This is a genomic window from Halorubrum sp. FL23, from assembly GCF_052439115.2.
Lineage (GTDB): Archaea > Halobacteriota > Halobacteria > Halobacteriales > Haloferacaceae > Halorubrum > Halorubrum persicum.
The window spans coordinates 101,644-119,315 of the sequence record NZ_JBQVRO020000008.1 but is presented as its reverse complement, the minus strand read 5'-3'; the positions used below and the strand labels follow the sequence as shown (position 1 = coordinate 119,315).

The 17,672-nt window shown below is 69.2% G+C and carries 15 protein-coding genes; 14 read left to right on the top strand and 1 reads right to left on the bottom strand.

What is annotated here, in order from left to right; translation table 11 throughout:
* The first annotated feature begins 10 nt into the window (after positions 1-10).
* Entirely contained in the window at positions 11-370 is a 360-nt protein-coding gene (locus tag ACT4MF_RS11595; protein WP_444682715.1) for a DUF7473 family protein, read from the top strand.
* 4 nt (positions 371-374) lie between these two features.
* Here ACT4MF_RS11595 and ACT4MF_RS11590 read toward each other — a convergent pair whose 3' ends face one another.
* Complete coding sequence (locus tag ACT4MF_RS11590; protein WP_444682714.1) at positions 375-2,546, bottom strand: ATP-dependent DNA helicase; 2,172 nt, start codon at positions 2,544-2,546, stop codon at positions 375-377.
* A gap of 184 nt (positions 2,547-2,730) precedes the next feature.
* Between ACT4MF_RS11590 and ACT4MF_RS11585 the strand changes: the two genes are divergently transcribed.
* From ACT4MF_RS11585 to ACT4MF_RS11525, 13 genes are all read left to right on the top strand, one after another.
* Entirely contained in the window at positions 2,731-3,210 is a 480-nt protein-coding gene (locus tag ACT4MF_RS11585) for a histidine kinase (protein WP_099256851.1), read from the top strand.
* Between the two features lie 100 nt (positions 3,211-3,310).
* Positions 3,311-3,811: a TrpY family transcription regulator gene (trpY, locus tag ACT4MF_RS11580; protein WP_008847308.1), complete on the top strand. Its 501-nt coding sequence runs from the start codon at positions 3,311-3,313 to the stop codon at positions 3,809-3,811.
* 221 nt (positions 3,812-4,032) lie between these two features.
* Entirely contained in the window at positions 4,033-5,064 is a 1,032-nt protein-coding gene (gene radA / locus ACT4MF_RS11575; RefSeq protein WP_099256852.1) for a DNA repair and recombination protein RadA, read from the top strand.
* A gap of 562 nt (positions 5,065-5,626) precedes the next feature.
* Entirely contained in the window at positions 5,627-7,345 is a 1,719-nt protein-coding gene (locus tag ACT4MF_RS11570) for an ammonium transporter (protein ID WP_444682713.1), read from the top strand.
* 195 nt (positions 7,346-7,540) lie between these two features.
* Positions 7,541-8,878, top strand: coding sequence for a glutamate-1-semialdehyde 2,1-aminomutase (gene hemL, locus ACT4MF_RS11565; RefSeq protein WP_099256853.1), 1,338 nt, complete (start codon positions 7,541-7,543; stop codon positions 8,876-8,878).
* Between the two features lie 347 nt (positions 8,879-9,225).
* Positions 9,226-10,452: an argininosuccinate synthase gene (locus ACT4MF_RS11560; protein WP_444682712.1), complete on the top strand. Its 1,227-nt coding sequence runs from the start codon at positions 9,226-9,228 to the stop codon at positions 10,450-10,452.
* On the top strand, positions 10,453-11,967 hold the full coding sequence (gene argH / locus ACT4MF_RS11555) for an argininosuccinate lyase (protein ID WP_099256855.1): 1,515 nt from the start codon (positions 10,453-10,455) through the stop codon (positions 11,965-11,967).
* 249 nt (positions 11,968-12,216) lie between these two features.
* Positions 12,217-12,405, top strand: coding sequence for a lysine biosynthesis protein LysW (gene lysW / locus ACT4MF_RS11550; protein ID WP_004047516.1), 189 nt, complete (start codon positions 12,217-12,219; stop codon positions 12,403-12,405).
* A gap of 41 nt (positions 12,406-12,446) precedes the next feature.
* Entirely contained in the window at positions 12,447-13,373 is a 927-nt protein-coding gene (gene lysX, locus ACT4MF_RS11545; RefSeq protein WP_444682711.1) for a lysine biosynthesis protein LysX, read from the top strand.
* Complete coding sequence (gene argC, locus ACT4MF_RS11540; protein WP_444682710.1) at positions 13,370-14,419, top strand: N-acetyl-gamma-glutamyl-phosphate reductase; 1,050 nt, start codon at positions 13,370-13,372, stop codon at positions 14,417-14,419. Before lysX ends, argC begins: the two co-directional genes overlap by 4 nt.
* Positions 14,416-15,351: an acetylglutamate/acetylaminoadipate kinase gene (locus ACT4MF_RS11535; protein WP_099256857.1), complete on the top strand. Its 936-nt coding sequence runs from the start codon at positions 14,416-14,418 to the stop codon at positions 15,349-15,351. The genes argC and ACT4MF_RS11535 overlap by 4 nt, the downstream gene beginning before the upstream one ends.
* Positions 15,348-16,475 carry an aspartate aminotransferase family protein gene (locus ACT4MF_RS11530; RefSeq protein ID WP_099256858.1) on the top strand — a complete coding sequence of 376 codons (1,128 nt, stop codon included), beginning with the start codon at positions 15,348-15,350 and terminating at the stop codon, positions 16,473-16,475. Before ACT4MF_RS11535 ends, ACT4MF_RS11530 begins: the two co-directional genes overlap by 4 nt.
* Positions 16,475-17,650: a [LysW]-lysine hydrolase gene (locus tag ACT4MF_RS11525; RefSeq protein WP_180271875.1), complete on the top strand. Its 1,176-nt coding sequence runs from the start codon at positions 16,475-16,477 to the stop codon at positions 17,648-17,650. The genes ACT4MF_RS11530 and ACT4MF_RS11525 overlap by 1 nt, the downstream gene beginning before the upstream one ends.
* The last annotated feature ends 22 nt before the right edge of the window (positions 17,651-17,672 follow it).

Genomic DNA, 17,672 nt, shown 5'->3' with positions numbered 1-17,672 from the left:
TAGGCCACCTATGCTCCTCCAGACGGTGACGCCGATCACGGTGCTGGGGACGACCGTCGCGCTCGCGTTGTTTCTCTCCGTGACCGCCCACCTCGCGGCGCGGAACGTCCTCGGCGACGTGGACCCGCGCCGCGCGCTCTACGTCGGTCCCCTCCCCGCGGTCACCGCGATCGTCGGCGTCACGTACGCACTGCCGGAGGCCCTGATCGTTCTCGTCGCGCTCCTTTTTGACGCCACCATGTTCGCGTGGAGCTACGACCAACCCCGTCGACTCACTGTCGGGATGACCGTGATCCACGCCGTGATCACGACGCTACTCGCGATCGTGTTATTTAGCCTCACGCTGCTGTTCGCGACGATGCCGGGATGACGCGTCACGGCTCCGGGGGAACTCCCTCGTACGCGTCGTGGTCGCCGTAGAAGTTCAGCATCGCGAACTTCAGCTTCGCCGGATCGATGTCGAGCAGCTCCGCGCGCTCCTCCGGCGGGAACGCGCCGCGGACCGAGTACTTCCCCATGTCCGCGGACGTGTACCGGCGGTCCGCGAGGATCCGGACGCCGAAGTCGTCGGGACCGCGGACGACCCGCCCGAGCGCCTGTCGAGTCTTGCGGATCGTCGGGATCTCGACCGCGTACGCCCAGCCGGGGTCCCGGGCGCGGTCGCGGTCGGCGAACGCCCGGTCGTAGGCGTCCTGCACCGCCTCCATCCGGTCCGACAGGTGCGGGTACGGGACCCCGACCACCACCGCCGTCCGGGCGTCGTCGCCGTCGAAGCTCACGCCCTCGGCGAGCGTTCCCCACAGCGAGGTGAAGAGGGTCGCGTCGTCGCTCTCGACGAACCGCCGGCGAAGCTCCTCCTCGTCTTCACCCGGGCCGTCGAGGTAGCGGCTTCCGAGGCCGGTGCCCGCGAGCCGCTCGTAGTACCGCTCGGCCTCGGCGTACGAGGGGAAGAAGGCGAGCGTGTTCCCCGGCGTGAAGCGGATCGCGTCGCGCAGCAGCGCTGACACCGTCTCCTGCGTCTCCGGGTCGTTGCGCTCGGAGGCGAACAGCGGGGGCGTATCGACCGCGAACGTCCGGCGGTTCTCCTCGGGGTATCCCATCTCGTACGCCAGCGCCGCCACGTCCTCCAGCCCGAGCACGTCCTTGGTGACGTCGAAGGGGCGGAGCGTCGCGCTCATCAGCACCGACGCGGCGACCTCGTCGAACAGCGCCTCGGTGACGCGGCGAGGGATGCAGGTGTACAGCTCCGCGCGGCCGTACACCTCGTCGGTGGCGCCGTCGCGGCGCACGGAGACCACCGGATACTGCCCCAGTTCGGTCCCCTCCTCCATCCACGTCGAGACGAACCGGGCGACCTGCAGGGTCTGACACTCCGTGCGGGTCGTGGTCTCGCCGTCGCGGTAGCGGCGCTCGTACTCCTCGTCGAGCGCTTGCCCGAGCTGGACGGCGAGCTCGGTCTCCGTGTCGATCCCCTTCCCCTCGTAGTTGCGGAGGAACGCGAGCGTCAGGTCGTCGCGGCGGTCGTCGTTGGCGATCGACAGGTCTTCCCAGTTCTCGCCGACCGACTCGCGCTGCCCGACGCCGAGCGCGTCGTCGCGAGTCTCCACGAGAGCGTCGCGGAAGGCCCGTACGACGTTCTCGGCCGCCTCGGCGCGGGAGTCGTCGCTGTCAGCGAGCTCGTCGAGGGCGGCGTCGAGCGTGTTCTCGGTGAGGGTGCGGGTGGCGTGGTCGCGGGCGGCGTCCTCGACGTTGTGGGCCTCGTCGAAGACGGTGATTATCTCGGCGGGGTCGCGGTCGATCCACCGGAAGAACTGCTCGCGGATGTTCGGGTCGAGCAGGTGGTGGTAGTTGCACACCACCAGATCGACGCCCTCCATCCCCTCCTTCAACAGCTCGTAGCCGCACAGCTCGCGCTCGTCCGCGTACGCGTACACGTCCTCGGGGGTGCGGACGTCCTCGAACAGCCACCCGAAGAACTCGTCGGTGTCCTGGACCAGGTTGTTCCGGTAGTGGGCACAGACGTTCGCGGTCTCGTACTCATCGATCGCTTCTTCCAGCTCGTCGAGCTCCTCCATCACCGACTCGCGAGCCTCGGCGGCCCCCGCGTCGCCCTCGCGGCTCTCGGCCAGCAGCTCGCGCTGGCGCGTCTCCAGCTCGCGGACCTCGCTCTCCGTCTCCACCAGCTCGCGGGTGGTGTCCCGGAGGGTCTGACACTCCTGATAGTCGACGTCGATGTGGCACATCGACGACTTCCCCTTGAAAACGACGGCGCGGATTGGCTCCTCGCGGGTGATCGCGCGGGCGTCCTCGACGAACTGCCGCATCTGCTGGTGGACGTTGGTCGTGATCACGACCGTGCGGTCGTGTTCCCGGGCGTGCTCCAAGGCGGGCACGAGCGCGGAGAGGGTCTTCCCCGTCCCCGGCGCCCCCTCGAACAGCACGTCCTGCCCGCGGTCCAGCGCGTTGGCGACCCTGTCCATCGCCTCGCGCTGGTTCGGGTACGGCTCCTCGTACGGGAAGAACCGAAGATGCGGCGACTCTGACACGGGACGAAGTTCGTCGCCATCGGCTAAAAGGGGTGGGGTGCCGCGGCGGAACTGATCGGCTCGCGTCGGACTCGGAACATTTCACACTCGCTAGTTTCAATGTTTATATACGTTCGGGGAATGTGCATCCGAGACACACGTTACCAGCATATATTACCGGTACTCACCCGACCTCCGAACCGCTATGGCGACTGAAACCGCGACCGCGACGACCGACGTATCGACCGGGACGGGAAGTTGGAAGGCGGGCGTCGTCGGAGGGCTCACCGGCAGCGTCGTCTTCGGACTCGTGATGACGTACGCCATTCCGAACCCGCTGTTGGCGATCGTGATCCCGTCGATGTACGGCCTTGCCCCGCCCGCGGCGCCGTTCGTCGGCTGGGTGATCCACATGTCACACGGAGCGGTTCTCGGCGTCGGCTTCGCCGCGCTCGTCGGTCTGAGGCCCTCGATCGGCGGGAACGCCGCGAAGTCTCTCGGCGTCGGTGCGGCCTACGGGATCGCCGTCTGGATAGCCCTCGCCGTGATCGTGATGCCGATCTGGCTCTCGGCGGTCGGTTCGCCCGCGAACCCGCCCCTGCCCAACGTGAGCGCGCTGAGCGCCCTCGGTCACCTCGCGTACGGAGTCGTGCTCGGAGGCACGTACGCGGGGCTGTCTGGCTGATACCGAGACACCGTAACTCTGCGATCGTCGCGCCGTTTCCCCGGTGGTCTGAGGGCTCCCCCGGGTGTTTTAACCGTTCGCGGCGACCAGCCGGAGACGAATGTTCGACGAGATCCTCGAGAAGTTCGAGGGATCGCCCAGCCAACAGGCGGTGATCCGGCTGTTCTTGGAGCGCGGCTTCTCGGTCAACGAGGAGGGCCGAGTCGTCTCCGGCGGGATCGAGATCCCGTACACCGGTATCGCGCGCGAGCTCGACGTCGATCGGCGCGTCGTGGATTCGACGACCGACGCGATACTGGCCGACCCGGAGCTGAAACGCATCTTCACCAACATCTCGTCGGTGCCGAGCCTGATGGACTTGGCCCCCGTCCTCGATCTCACGGTCCTCACGATCGAGGTCGCGGCGGCCGACGAGGCCGGAATCGTCGCCGAAGTGACCGGTATCCTCGCCGACCACGACGTCTCGATCCGCCAGGTCCTCAGCGAGGACCCGGAGTTCACCGACGACCCGAAGCTGTACGTCATCACCGACGCCGACCTCTCCGGCGACCTGCTCGTGGAGATCCGCGATCTGGCGTACGTCCGCCGCGTCGGGTTCTGAGGCGGTCGGCCGAGGCGAGAGCGACGCTCACCGATCGGCGAGCACCTGCCGACGGTCGAGCGGCGAACCCCGATCAGTTCCGCCGCGACGATGAACTGTCACCTCCCCCGGAGCCTTACGTGCGATGCCGAGCCAGTCCTGAGCGCTGTTCCCGCCCGATTTTCACTTTCACTCGGGTGTAAACCAGTCTTTATACGGGGTGGCGAACAAGAGTGGAGTACATGCCAGAAGACGAACTCGAGGACCTCCCCGGAGTCGGCCCCGCCACCGCAGACAAGCTCGTCGAGAACGGGTTCGAGAGCTACCAGTCGATCGCCGTCGCGAGCCCCGGCGAGATGTCGAACACCGCCGACATCGGTGAATCTTCGGCCGCAGACATCATCAACGCCGCCCGCGACGCCGCCGACGTCGGCGGCTTCGAGACGGGCGCGACCGTGCTGGAGCGCCGGCAGGAGATCGGGAAGCTCTCGTGGCAGATCGACGAGGTCGACGATCTGCTCGGCGGCGGGATCGAGACGCAGTCGATCACCGAGGTGTACGGCGAGTTCGGGTCCGGGAAGTCGCAGGTGACCCACCAGATGGCGGTCAACGTCCAGCTCCTGCCGGAGAACGGCGGGCTCGACGGCGGCTGCATCTTCGTCGACACCGAGGACACGTTCCGCCCGGAGCGGATCGACGACATGGTCCGCGGGCTCGACGACGAGATCCTCGCCGAGGAGATGGAGCGCCGCGAGATCGAGGGTACGCCGAGCGACGAGGAGGCGATGGAGGAACTGGTCGAGGCCTTCTTGGACCAGATCCACGTCGCCAAGGCGTTCAACTCCAACCACCAGATCCTGCTGGCGGAGAAGGCCAAAGAGCTCGCCGGCGAGCACGAGGAAGGCGAGTGGCCGATCCGGATCGTCTGCGTGGACTCGCTGACCGCCCACTTCCGCGCGGAGTACGTCGGCCGCGGCGAACTCGCGGAGCGACAGCAGAAGCTCAACAAACACCTCCACGACCTGATGCGGATCGGCGACCTGTTCAACACCGCCATCCTCGTCACGAATCAGGTCGCCTCCAACCCCGACTCCTACTTCGGCGACCCGACGCAGGCGATCGGCGGAAACATCCTCGGGCACGCGTCCACGTTCCGGATCTACCTCCGCAAGTCGAAGGGTGACAAGCGGATCGTCCGCCTCGTCGACGCGCCCAACCTCGCCGACGGCGAGGCCGTGATGCGCGTGCAGGGTGAGGGGCTGAAGCCGGAGTAGCGGCCGAACGCTCGCAGACCGATCGCTGCGTCCGCCGGCCGGTCCGGTTGACCGGCAGCCCACTTCGGACGGATTTTGCGGCGAACGCACGTGGAACACGCGACGCTGTAGGAATGGAGTCCCCGGATCGGACGCCGACAGACAGATCGGTTGACAAACGTCATTTTCTCGCAGGACCGCCTGATACGCCCGATAGCGGGTGATTCAGGTCGGATCGGTCGTCTCCGGCGATTTTCCGGGTGGCAAGTATTTCCACCAGACGCCGCGCCCGGCGTTTTGCGGCCCGAAACCGCCCGTTCCGGCAACTTTTGACGCTCAGATAACACAACACCCGTCCGCTTTCGTCGCAAATATTGCTACTGTCTGCTGAAGAATATGTCCTTATACAACATTGATCTGACCTTATATTGAACACCTTCTGTATCATCAAATGTATTTCTTGTGAAACTCAACTAGAACGTTTATATATCCTCATTACTCCCTGTGGAAACGTGATTCAGAACATGAACACGGACGAAACGAGCCGTATGACGAACAAACGTTCACTCGGGGTGGTCGAGGCGTGACGGCCGACGTACTCGCGACCGTCGACCCGAGCACGTTCGCGTCCGCGATGAACGGGACGTGGATCCTCGTCGTGACGTTCCTCATCTTCTTCATGCACGCGGGCTTCGCCATGCTCGAAGCCGGGCAGGTCCGCTCGAAGAACGTCGCCAACCAGCTGACGAAGAACCTCCTGACGTGGAGTGTCGGGGTGACGGTGTTTTTCCTGATCGGAACGGCGTTCACCAGCGTGATGAGCGGCTCCGGCGGGCCCGTCTCGGCCGCCGGGTCGCTGTTTTCCGGCGGTGAACTCGCGGTCGACGCCGGCGCGATCGGCCCGTACGTCAACTGGCTGTACGGCGCCGTCTTCGCCATGACGGCCGCGACGATCGTCTCCGGCGCGGTCGCCGGCCGCGCGAAGCTCCGCGCGTACGTGACCTACACGTTCCTGCTCGCCGCCGTCATCTACCCGATGGTCATCGCGTTCACTTGGTCGGCCTCCGGCGACGGACTCGTCGCGCAGCTGACCGGTACCGCCTTCCACGACTTCGCGGGCGGGATGATCGTCCACGGGATGGGCGGCATCGCTGGTCTCACGGCAGCGGCCGTCCTCGGGCCGCGGATGGACCGCTACGCCGAGGACGGCTCGACGAACGTCATCCCCGGTCACTCGCTGACCTTCGCCGTCCTCGGGACGCTCGTTCTGGCGTTCGGCTGGTACGGCTTCAACGTGGGTACGGCCTCGATCGTCAGCGGCGGCGTGTTCAACACGCTGACGCTCAACCTCGTCGCGATGGGGACGACCATCGCGATGGCGGCCGGCGGGATCGGCGCCGCCCTCGTCGTGTGGCTGAAGACCGGCAAGGTCGACACGCTCTACGTCGCCAACGGCCTGCTCGCCGGGCTGGTCGGTATCACCGCGATCCCGGACACCACGGCGTGGTGGGGGGCCCTGGTCGTCGGCGGGCTCGCCGGCGCGCAGCTCCCCATCGTCTTCGAGTTCGTCTCGGACACGCTCAAGATCGACGACGTCTGTGCGGTGTTCCCGGTCCACGGCAGCGCGGGCGTCCTGGGGACGCTGCTGTTCCCCTTCGTCGCCGCGCCGGGCACCCTCACCGCCGGCGTCGGGGCGCACTTCATCGCCCAGCTGACCGGGGTCGTCATCATCGGCGGCTGGACGCTCACTGCGACCGCGGCCGTCTGGTACGCCCTCAAGCTGAGCGGTGAGGCACGCGTCACGCAGGAACACGAACAGGAGGGTCTCGACATCTCCGAACACGGCGTCGAGACCTACCCCGAGTTCGGTGGCGACCGCGTCGCGACCGACGGCGGCCCCTCCGTCATCGACACCACCGACGACTCCCCGCGTGCCGACGGCGGCGTGGAGGCCGGCACGGGGATCAAGATGGTTACGGCGGTCGTCCGCCCCGACAAGCTCGGGGCCATCAAGCAGGCGCTCGCGGAGATCAACGCGCCATCGCTCACGGTGACGAACGTCTCCGGCCGCGGCAGCCAGCCCGCGAAGACGGGCCAGTGGCGCGGCGAGGAGTTCACGGTTGACCTCCACCAGAAGGTGAAGATCGAGGTGGTCGTCGCGGATATCCCGGCGGACGAGGTGGCGGACGCGATCGCCGACGCCGCGAAGACCGGGGAGCCCGGCGACGGCAAGGTGTTCATCATGCCCGTGGAGGACGCGCTGCAGGTCCGCACGGGAACGACCGGTCCGGAGGCGGTGTAAGCCGGACCGACGGTTTCGACGCGGACCGACGCTGAAACGACGGCGGACCCGGCGACTTTCGGCTGCCGACTTTTGCGCGACGCTGCGTCACCCGGCGGTGGCACCGCTCGCGGTCGCGACGCGCCCCCGCGTTCCGATCGCTTCTCGTTGCCCGGTTCGGCAACAACTTTCACCCCGCCGACCGAACGCCGGGACATGAACCACGAGCGCTCTCGCGGGCTGTACGACCGCGCCCTGTCGGTCATGCCCGGCGGCGTCAACTCTTCCGTCCGAGCGACGATGCCGCACCCGTTCTTCGTCGAGCGCGGGGACGGCGGCCACGTGATCGACGCCGACGGCAACCGGTACGTCGACTGGGTGATGGGGTACGGCCCCCTCCTCTACGGCCACGACCTCCCGGAGCCGGTCGAGGCGGCGATCCAGTCCCACGTCGCCGCGGGCCCGATGTACGGCGCCCCGACCGAGATCGAGGTCGAACACGCCGAGTTCGTGGCGCGGCACGTCCCGAGCGTGGAGTCGATCCGGTTCGTCAACTCGGGGACCGAGGCCACCGTCTCGGCGGTGCGACTCGCGCGCGGCCACACCGACCGCGACAAGATCGTCGTCATGCAGGGCGGCTACCACGGCGCCCAGGAGTCGACGCTCGTCGAGGGGTCCCCCGACGACCATCACCCCTCGACGAAGGGGATCCCCGACGAGTTCGCCGAACACACCCTCCCGATCCCGTTCAACGACCCGCAGGCCGCCAAGGAGGTGTTCGCCGAGCACGGCGACGACGTCGCGGCCGTCCTCGTCGAACCGATCCTCGCAAATATGGGGATCGTGACGCCGATCGACGGCTATCACGAGACGCTCCGTGACCTCTGTGACGACCACGGCTCGCTGTTGATCTTCGACGAGGTGATCACCGGCTTCCGCGTGGGCGGGCTCGGCTGCGCGCAGTCGAAGTTCGGCGTCACGCCCGACGTGACGACGTTCGGCAAGATCATCGGCGGCGGCTTCCCGGTCGGCGCCATCGGCGGGAAAGCCGAGATCATCGAGGAGTTCACCCCCGCGGGCGACGTGTTCCAGTCCGGCACGTTCTCCGGCCACCCGGTGACGATGGCCGCCGGGAAGGCCGGGCTGGAGTACGCCGCCGAAAACGACGTGTACGAACACGTCAACCGCCTCGGGCGGAAGCTCCGCGAGGGAATCGCCGAGATCTGCGCGGAGCGCGCGCCCGAGTACACCGTCGTCGGCACCGATTCGATGTTCAAGACGGTCTTCACCCGCGAGGCGCCCGACGACCCGACCGCCTGCTGCGCCGGCGGCTGTCGGCAGGACCCCGACTGCGACCGCTACGACGGCTGCCCGAAGACCGGCGCCGACGTCGCCGACGCCGCCACCGACCGATGGGAGCGCGTCTTCTGGCAGGAGATGAAAGACCAGGGCGTGTTCCTCACCGCCAACCAGTTCGAGTGCCAGTTCACGTCGTACGCGCACACCGAGGAGGATGTCGCGGAAACGCTGGCGGCGTACCGGGAGGCGCTGTAGCCGACGCCGCCGACCGGCAAACGTTGCGATCGGTCACCAAGTGCGGAACGCTTTTATACCGGAGATCAGATAGTTACGGACGATGATCGCGGAGGCTCGTCTCGACGCCGCCCTCGGCCGAGGCCGACGAGCCCCGCGACCGCGACGAGGCGTCCGACCGCCGCGACCGGCTTCCGGCGCGGCGCGACGACCGGCCCCTTCGGGCCAGTAACCTTCCTCCCTCGTCGCGTTCGCGCCGCTCCGTTCCGGAGAGTGACAGCTACGTCGTCGGTTAGCGCCTGCGCCGTCATTTGTTTACAACATCTAAAGCGATGAATTTAAGGGATATGGGCTACTCTACTCCGGTAATGGCAACCGTTGCACTCGCGTTCAGTGGGGGACTCGACACGACAGTCTGCGTGCCGCTGTTGAAAGAGGAGTACGGCTACGACGAAGTCATCGGCGTCAACGTCGACGTCGGGCAGCCGACCGAGGAGTTCGACGAGGCCGAGGAGACCGCGGAGGCGCTCGGCCTCGACATCCACGTCGTCGACGCGAAAGCGGAGTTCGCGGACCTGTGTTACGACGCGGTGAAGGCGAACGCGACGTATCAGGGGTACCCGCTCGGCACCGCGCTCGCGCGCCCCGTCATCGCCGAGGCGATCCTCGGCGTCGCCGAGGAGGAGGGCTGCGACGCCATCGCACACGGCTGCACGGGGAAGGGGAACGACCAGCTCCGGTTCGAGGCCGTCTGGCGCGGCTCCGACCTCGAAGTGATCGCCCCCGTGCGTGAGCTCGGCCTCACCCGCGAGTGGGAGATCGACTACGCCGCGGAGAAGGACCTGCCCGTCGAGGCCGGCGACGGCGGCGTCTGGTCCATCGACGAGAACATCTGGTCGCGCGCGGTCGAGGGCGGCAAGCTGGAGGACCCGAACTACGAGCCGCCGGAGGACATCTACGAGTGGACCGCGGAGCCGGAGGGCGAGACCACGATCGAAGTGGCGTTCGAGGAGGGCGTCCCCGTCGCCGTCGACGGCGAGGCGATGGACCCGGTCCCGCTCATCCAGCACCTCAACGAGTACGCCGGCGGCTACGGCATCGGCCGCACCGACGTGATGGAGGACCGCATGCTCGGGCTGAAGGTGCGCGAGAACTACGAGCACCCGGCGGCCACCGTCCTCCTGACGGCCCACCAGGCGCTCGAGGACCTCGTCCTCACCAAGAACGAGCGCTCCTTCAAGAAGGGGATCGAGCAGGAGTGGTCGGAGAAGGCGTACCAGGGACTCGTCTTCGCCCCGGTCGTCGACGCGCTCGACGCGTTCATCGACGAGACGCAGGACGTGGTGACCGGCACCGCGACCGTGAAGGTCTCCGGCGGCAACTGCCGCGTCGTCGCCCGCGACTCCGAGTACGCGGTCTACTCCGAGGAGATGGCCTCGTTCAACACCGAGGACGTGGCCGGCATCGCGCAGGAGGACGCCACGGGCGTCGCGAAGTACCACGGGCTGCAGGAGCGCCTCGCCAACGACGTGAAGCAGTCGGTGTCGAAGCCCGAACTGGCGACGGACGGCTCCGGCGAGACGGACGAGAAGTAGATGACCGACGACGATCCCCACCCGGTGGCCGACGACGCGGACGCGTCCGACGCGACGAGCGGAACGGCCGTCCGCCGCAACCGCTTCAGCGGCGGTCCCGCCCGCGAGTTCCTGTCGAGCCTCGCCGCCGACGCGGCGATCTTCGAGGCCGACCTCGCGGTCGATCGCGCGCACACGGTGATGCTCGCCGAGCAGGGGATCGTCGACGACGAGACCGCCGGGGAGATACTCGCCGCCCTCGGCGACGTGGAGTCCGCGGGCCACGACGCCCTCCCCGACGGCGAGGACGTTCACGAGGCGATCGAGACGGCGGTCATCGACCGGATCGGCCCCGACGGCGGACGGATGCACACCGCCCGCTCGCGCAACGACGAGGTGGCGACCTGTATCCGGTACCGCCTGCGCGAGGACCTGCTCGCGGCGGCCGAGGCGACGGTGACGCTCCGCGAGGCGCTCGTCGACGCGGCGAGCGAGCACACCGAGACCACGATGCCCGGCTACACGCACCTCCAGCCGGCCCAGCCGACGACGGTCGCGCACTACCTGCTCTCCTACGAGAGCGGGGTCGCCCGCGACACCGAGCGCCTGCTCGACGCGTACGACCGGGTCAACCGGTCGCCGCTCGGTGCGGCCGCGTTCGCGGGGACGCCGTTCGACGTCGACCGCGATCGGACCGCCGAGCTGCTCGGCTTCGGCGGGACGGTCCGGAACTCGACGGACGCGGCGTCGGCGCGCGACTTCCTCGCGGAGGGCGCGACCGCGTGCGCGACGCTCGCGACGACGCTGTCGGGGCTCGCGGAGGACCTCATCCTCTTCTCCAACAAGGGGTTCGTGGAGCTGTCGGACGCGTACTCCTCGACCTCCTCGATCATGCCCCAGAAGAAGAACCCCGACACGCTGGAGCTGACTCGCGGCGTCGCCGGCGACGCGATCGGCGAGGCGACGGGGACGCTGAGCCTCCTCAAGGGGCTCCCCCGCGCGTACAACCGCGACCTCCAGCGCGCCCACGCGAGCGTGTTCGAGATCGTCGACGACGTGCGCGAGGCGACCGAAGTCGCCGCGGGCGCGGTCGCGACCGCCGGCTGGGACGAGACGACCCTCGCGGACGCGGCCGGCGAGGGGTTCTCGACGGCGACCGGCGTCGCCGACCTGCTCGCGATGGGCGGTATGCCGTTCCGGACCGCCCACGAGATCGTCGCGACCGCCGCCGAGAGCGTCTCCGACGACGACTCGCCCGCGGCCGCAGCCGCAAAAGTTGACGAGGCCACTCGAAACGTGACGGGCGAGCCCCTCTCGACGCACGTGAGCCGCGACGACGTGGAGTCCGCGCTCGATCCGGCCGCCAGCGTCGCGAGCCGCGACTCCGCCGGCGGACCCGCCCCCGACGCGGTCGCCGACGAGCTCGCGACCGCCGAGGCGGGGATCGAGGCCGACGCCGGGTCGCTCGCCGACGAGCGGGAGTCGCTCGCGGCGGCGGCGGCGCTGCTGGACGCGGAGGTGGAGTCGTATGCGTGAGCCCCCGGCCCCCGTTTCCGGACGGCGACCGCGACCGCCGCGCCGACCGGCGCCGTCGACGGTCGGGTCCCGACCGCCGACGACGCCGCCGTCCCCGCGAGGGGACACACTAACTACTGAAATCTGACACCGGATTTCACACGGCGGTTGTACAACCGATTTTCGCCCGCTAGCGGGTAGCTTATTTACTGTAATCTGTTTTACAAGTTCGAAGGGTTTATGCGGGTTCACGGTCGAGTAGGTGGTACGATGACGAGCGACACTGATCCGGTGATGGCAGAGGACCCGATTACGGGCGAGGAGATCGAGCTTCCGGCCGACGTCGAGGTCGGTGAGATCATCGACAGCCCGGTCACCGGGACCGAGCTGGAGGTCATCTCGCTGGACCCCGTCGTGTTGGAAGAGGCCCCCGAACTCGAGGAGGACTGGGGCGAGTAGATGGCGACGACCGCCACGACCGCGACACGCGAGTGGTCGACATGCAAATAGGGATCCTCTACTCGCGGATCCGGAAAGACGAGAAGCTGCTGCTCGGTGAGCTCCGCGAGCGCGGCCACGAGGTCACCAAGATCGATGTCCGCAAGGAGCGGTTCGGGTTGGAGTCGACCACGGCCGACGTCGCCGACCTCGATCTGGTCGTCGACCGCTGCCTGTCGACCAGCCGCTCGCTGTACGCGACCGAGTTCCTCGACAGCTACGGCGTCCCGGTGGTGAACGCCCCCGAGACGGGCGACGTCTGCGCCGACAAGGCGAAGAACTCGCTCGCGCTCGCGGAGGCCGACATCCCCACCCCGGCGACGGAGGTCGCGTTCACCAAGGAGACCGCGATGGAGGCCATCGAGGAGTTCGGCTACCCCTGCGTGCTCAAGCCCGTCGTCGGCTCGTGGGGCCGGCTGATGGCGAAGATCGACACGCGGAGCGCCGCAGAGGCGATCTTAGAGCACAAGGAGACGCTCGGCCACTACGAGCACAAGGTGTTCTACATCCAGGAGTTCGTCGACAAGCCCGGCCGCGACATCCGCGTGCTGGCGGTCGACGGCGAGCCGGTCGCCGCGATGACCCGGTCGTCAGACCACTGGCTCACGAACGCCGCGAAGGGCGGCGAGGCCCAGCCGTTCGAGCTCGACGACCGCGCGCTGGAGCTGGTCGAGCGCGCGTCTGCGGCCGTCGGCGGCGGCATGCTCGGCGTCGACCTGATGGAGGTGGGAGTCGAGCCGGAAGCTGACACCGGGGAGACCGGCGGCGCCGGCTCCGGCGAGTACACCGTCCACGAGGTGAACCACACGGTCGAGTTCAAGGCGCTGAACACCGCCACCGACGTCGACGTGCCCGCGAAGGTCGTCGACTGGCTGGAGGCGAAGGCGGCCGCGGCGGCCGGTGACGACGCCGCGGAGGCGCACACATGACCGACGAGACGTACACCGCGAGCGTCGTCGGCGGCACCGGCTTCACCGGCGGCGAGCTGTTGCGGATCCTCTCTGGTCACCCCGAGTTCGAGGTCGTGCAGGCCACGTCGCGGTCGGCCGACAACATGACCGTCGGGCGCTCGCACCCGAACCTGCGCGGGCTCGACCTGCGCTTCTCCGACCCCGACGACCTCGAATCGGTCGACGTGCTGTTCTCGGCGACGCCTCACGGCGTCTCGATGGGCCGGATCGACGAGTACTTCGAGGCCGCCGACACGGTCGTCGACCTCTCGGCAGACTTCCGGCTGCCCGAGGCCGCGCTGTACGACGAGTGGTACGACGGCCACGAGTCGCCCGAGTACCTGGAGCGCGCGGAGTACGCGCTCCCCGAGATCAACCGCGACAACCTCTCCGGCGCCGACCTGATCGCCGGCGGCGGCTGCAACGCGACCGCGACGATCCTCGGGCTCAAGCCCCTCGTCGACGCGGGCGCGCTCGGTCCCGACGCGGGCGAGGTCGTCGTCGACGTGAAGGTGGGCTCCTCGGAGGGCGGCGCCGGCGGCGGCGCGGCCTCCTCGCACCCGGAGCGGTCGGGCGTCGTGCGCCCGTACGCGCCCACGAGCCACCGTCACGAGGCGGAGATAGAGGCGTACCTCGGGCTCGACGTCTCCTTCACCGTCCACGCGGTCGAGATGGTGCGCGGCGCGAGCGCGACCTGCCACGTCTTCCCCGACGAGCCCGTCTCGAAGGCGGACCTCTGGCAGGCGTACCGCGGCGCCTACGCGGACGAGCCGTTCATGCGGATCGTCTCCGGCGGGGGCGGCGTCTACCGCTACCCCGAACCGAAGGCGGTCGCCGGCACCAACCACGGCGAGGTCGGCTTCGAGCTCGACCCCGGCAACCGCCGCATCGTCGTCTTCTCGGCGATAGACAACATGATGAAAGGCTCCGCCGGGCAGGCGGTCCACGCGGCGAACGTCGCACTCGAACTGCCAGAAGACGCCGGCTTGGAGTTTCAGGGGCTTCACCCCGTGGGATCGCCATGACGGGCGAGCAGTCCCGTGCCGGCGGCACGCCCGCCGACGAACCCCCCGTCGTGGTCAAGATCGGCGGCGCGAAGGCGGTCGATCCGGCGGGCGCCGTCGGCGACGTGGCCCACCTCGCCGCCAACGGGCGGCGGGTCGTCGTCGTTCACGGCGGCTCGACCGTCGTGGACGAGGTCATCGAGCGGCTCGGCATGGAGCCCGAGTACGTCGAGTCCGCCTCCGGCGTCACGGGTCGGTTCACCGACGCGGAGACGATGGAGGCGTTCACGATGGCGATGGCCGGCAAGCTCAACACCGAGCTGACGGCGCAGTTCCGCGAGGCCGGCGTCGACGCGGTCGGCCTCTCCGGCGTCGACGGCGGGCTCCTCTCGGGGCCGCGCAAGTCGGCGGTCCGGGTCATCGAGGACGGGAAGAAGAAGATCCGCCGCGGCGAGCACTCCGGCCGGATCGAGTCGGTGAACGCCGACCTGCTCTCCGGCCTCCTCGCCGACGGCTACACGCCCGTCGCCTCGCCCCCGATGGAGGGGACGGAGAGCGACGGCGGCGTCACGCCCGTTAACGCCGACGCGGACCGGGCGGCCGCCGCGGTCGCGGGCGCGCTCGGCGCAGATCTCGTCCTGCTCACGGACGTGGCCGGCGTGTACGCGGACCCCGACGACCCCGACACGCTGATCGAGTCGGCGGCGACGCCCGACGAACTGGCGACGGTCGAGAACGCCGCCGAGGGGTTCATGGGGAAGAAGGTGATGGCCGCGACGGAGGCGCTCTCCGGCGGCTCCGGGCGCGTCGTCGTCGCCGACGCCAACATCAACGATCCCATCGTCGCCGCGCTCGGCGGCGGCGGGACGACGATCGAGCGGTCGGCGCTCGGGGACGAGGCAGACGGCGACGCCGAGGAGGCGGACGCCGAAACCGGAGGTGAGACCGCATGAGCGGGTTCGTCTTCTCCGAGAAGCCGATCGAGATCGCCTCGGGCGACGGCGTGACGCTCACCGACACGAACGGGACCGAGTACCTCGACTTCGGCGCGAGCTACGCCTGTACGCCCGTCGGCCACTGCCACCCCGAGGTCGTCGACGCCGCGACGAGTCAGATAGAGGAGCTCATGTACGTGCAGGCGTCGTACCCGCACGCGGCGCGGACCGCGCTGTACGAGCAGCTCTCCGACGCCGGGCCGGGCGACGTGGACAACGTCTGGCTCTGTAACTCCGGCACCGAGGCCAACGAGGCCGCCCTGAAGTTCGCCCGGCACGCCACCGGTCGCGAGAAGATCGTCGCGACGGCGCAGGGGTTCCACGGTCGGACGATGGGCGCGCTCGCGACCACCTGGAAGGAGAAGTATAAGGACGGGTTCGAACCCCTCGCGGGCGGGGTCGAGTTCGTCGAGTACGGCGACGCCGACGCGATGCGCGAGGCGGTCGACGACGAGACCGCCGCGGTGATCCTCGAGCCCCTGCAGGGCGAGGGCGGGATCAACCCCGTCGCCACGGGGTATCTGCAGGCAGTCCGGGAGGCGACGGACGAAGCGGGCGCGGCGATGGTCCTCGACGAGATCCAGACCGGGCTCGGTCGCACCGGCTCGCTGTGGGCGGCCGAGCGCCATGACGTGGTGCCCGACGTGCTCACCACCGCGAAGGGGCTCGCCAGCGGGCTCCCGATCGGCGCGACGCTGTGTCGCGACTGGATCGCCGAGGACGCCGGCAACCACGGCTCGACGTTCTCCGGCGGGCCCGTCGTGTCGGCCGCGGCGGGGGCCACGCTCGACGTGATCGAGCGCGAGGACCTCGCCACGCACGCCGACGAGACGGGCGCGTACATCCGCGGGCAGATCGAGGAGCGCCTCGGCGACGACGTCCGCGACGTCCGCGGTGACGGCCTGATGATCGGCATCGAGGTGAAGCGCGGTTCGAACCGCCTGCTGCGGGACCTGGCGATCGAACACCAGGTGCTCGCGCTGCCGGCGGGCCGCACCGTGTTGCGTCTGCTCCCGCCGCTGACGATCGACCGCGAGCACGCCGACGCGGTCATCGACGCGATCGCGGAGGTGATCGGGTGATGTCGACCGGGAAGGAGCGCGACGCCGCCGACGCGGACGATCCGGTGACCGAGTCGGACGCGGACGAGTCGTCGGCGGCCGGGACCGACGTGGTCGCGGGCGGCGGCTACCCCGAGGCCTGCGACACGCCGGCTCGGAAGCTGCTGTACGACATGGTCTCTATCCCCTCGCCGTCGGGCGAGGAGGAGCAGGCGGCGAAGCGCCTCGTCGACTTCTTCGAGGCCAACGGCCGGGCGGCGCGGATCGACGAGGCCGGCAACGTCCGCGCGCCCGCCAGCGACGCGGTCCTGCTGACCTCGCACATCGACACCGTTCCCGGCGACATCCCGGTCGAGGTGAAGCCGGCGGCCGAGGACGGCGCGGTCGGCGAGCCGGGCGAGCCAGTGCTCTGGGGGCGCGGGAGCGTGGACGCCACCGGGCCGCTCGTCGCGATGGCGGTCGCGGCGGTGAAGACGGGGGTCTCGTTCGTCGGCGTCGCCGGCGAGGAGACGAACTCTCGGGGCGCCCGGTTCCTCGTCGAGGACCGCGACGCGCCCGAGGCGGTGGTGAACGGCGAACCCTCCGGCTGGGACGGCGTCACCCTCGGCTACCGCGGGTTCCTCGCGGGCACGTACGTGAACACGAGCGAGTCCGGACACACCTCGCGTCCGGAGCCGAACGCGATCCAGCACGCGATCGACTGGTGGCACGGCGTCGAGGAGGCGTTCGACCCCACCGACGACGACACGCCCGTCTTCGAACAGGTGACGACCAAGCCCGTCTCGGTCGACGGCGGGCTCACCGACGACGGGCTCGCCGTCGAGGCGACGATGGACGTGCAGCTCCGCGTCCCGCCCAACCGGACGGTCGACGAGATCCACGAGCTGGCCGAGACGGAGCTGTCGACCGGCTCGGTCCACTGGAAGGAGCCCATCCCGCCGGTGATGGAGAGCCCGCGGACGGAGCTGGCGCGGGCGTTCCGGGTCGCGATCCGGGGCGCCGGCGGCGACGTTCGGCTGCTGCGCAAGACCGGCACGAGCGACATGAACCTGTTCGCGGCCGCGTGGGACTGCCCGATGGTCACCTACGGCCCCGGGAACTCGGACCTCGACCACGCGCCCGACGAGCGGCTCCCCCTCTCGGAGTTGGACCGCGCGACGACGGTGTTGAGCGACGTCTGCCGGGACCGACCGTAGGCGTCACGGCACCGCCCGTGGC

Coding starts and splice junctions, on each gene's coding strand:
- trpY (WP_008847308.1), top strand. CDS start 3,311: ATGTTCGACGAGATCCTCGAGAAGTTCGAGGGATCGCCCAGCCAACAG.
- ACT4MF_RS11530 (WP_099256858.1), top strand. CDS start 15,348: ATGAGCGGGTTCGTCTTCTCCGAGAAGCCGATCGAGATCGCCTCGGGC.
- argC (WP_444682710.1), top strand. CDS start 13,370: ATGACCGACGAGACGTACACCGCGAGCGTCGTCGGCGGCACCGGCTTC.
- argH (WP_099256855.1), top strand. CDS start 10,453: ATGACCGACGACGATCCCCACCCGGTGGCCGACGACGCGGACGCGTCC.
- ACT4MF_RS11535 (WP_099256857.1), top strand. CDS start 14,416: ATGACGGGCGAGCAGTCCCGTGCCGGCGGCACGCCCGCCGACGAACCC.
- ACT4MF_RS11525 (WP_180271875.1), top strand. CDS start 16,475: ATGTCGACCGGGAAGGAGCGCGACGCCGCCGACGCGGACGATCCGGTG.
- lysW (WP_004047516.1), top strand. CDS start 12,217: ATGACGAGCGACACTGATCCGGTGATGGCAGAGGACCCGATTACGGGC.
- hemL (WP_099256853.1), top strand. CDS start 7,541: ATGAACCACGAGCGCTCTCGCGGGCTGTACGACCGCGCCCTGTCGGTC.
- ACT4MF_RS11595 (WP_444682715.1), top strand. CDS start 11: ATGCTCCTCCAGACGGTGACGCCGATCACGGTGCTGGGGACGACCGTC.
- ACT4MF_RS11585 (WP_099256851.1), top strand. CDS start 2,731: ATGGCGACTGAAACCGCGACCGCGACGACCGACGTATCGACCGGGACG.
- lysX (WP_444682711.1), top strand. CDS start 12,447: ATGCAAATAGGGATCCTCTACTCGCGGATCCGGAAAGACGAGAAGCTG.
- ACT4MF_RS11560 (WP_444682712.1), top strand. CDS start 9,226: ATGGCAACCGTTGCACTCGCGTTCAGTGGGGGACTCGACACGACAGTC.
- radA (WP_099256852.1), top strand. CDS start 4,033: ATGCCAGAAGACGAACTCGAGGACCTCCCCGGAGTCGGCCCCGCCACC.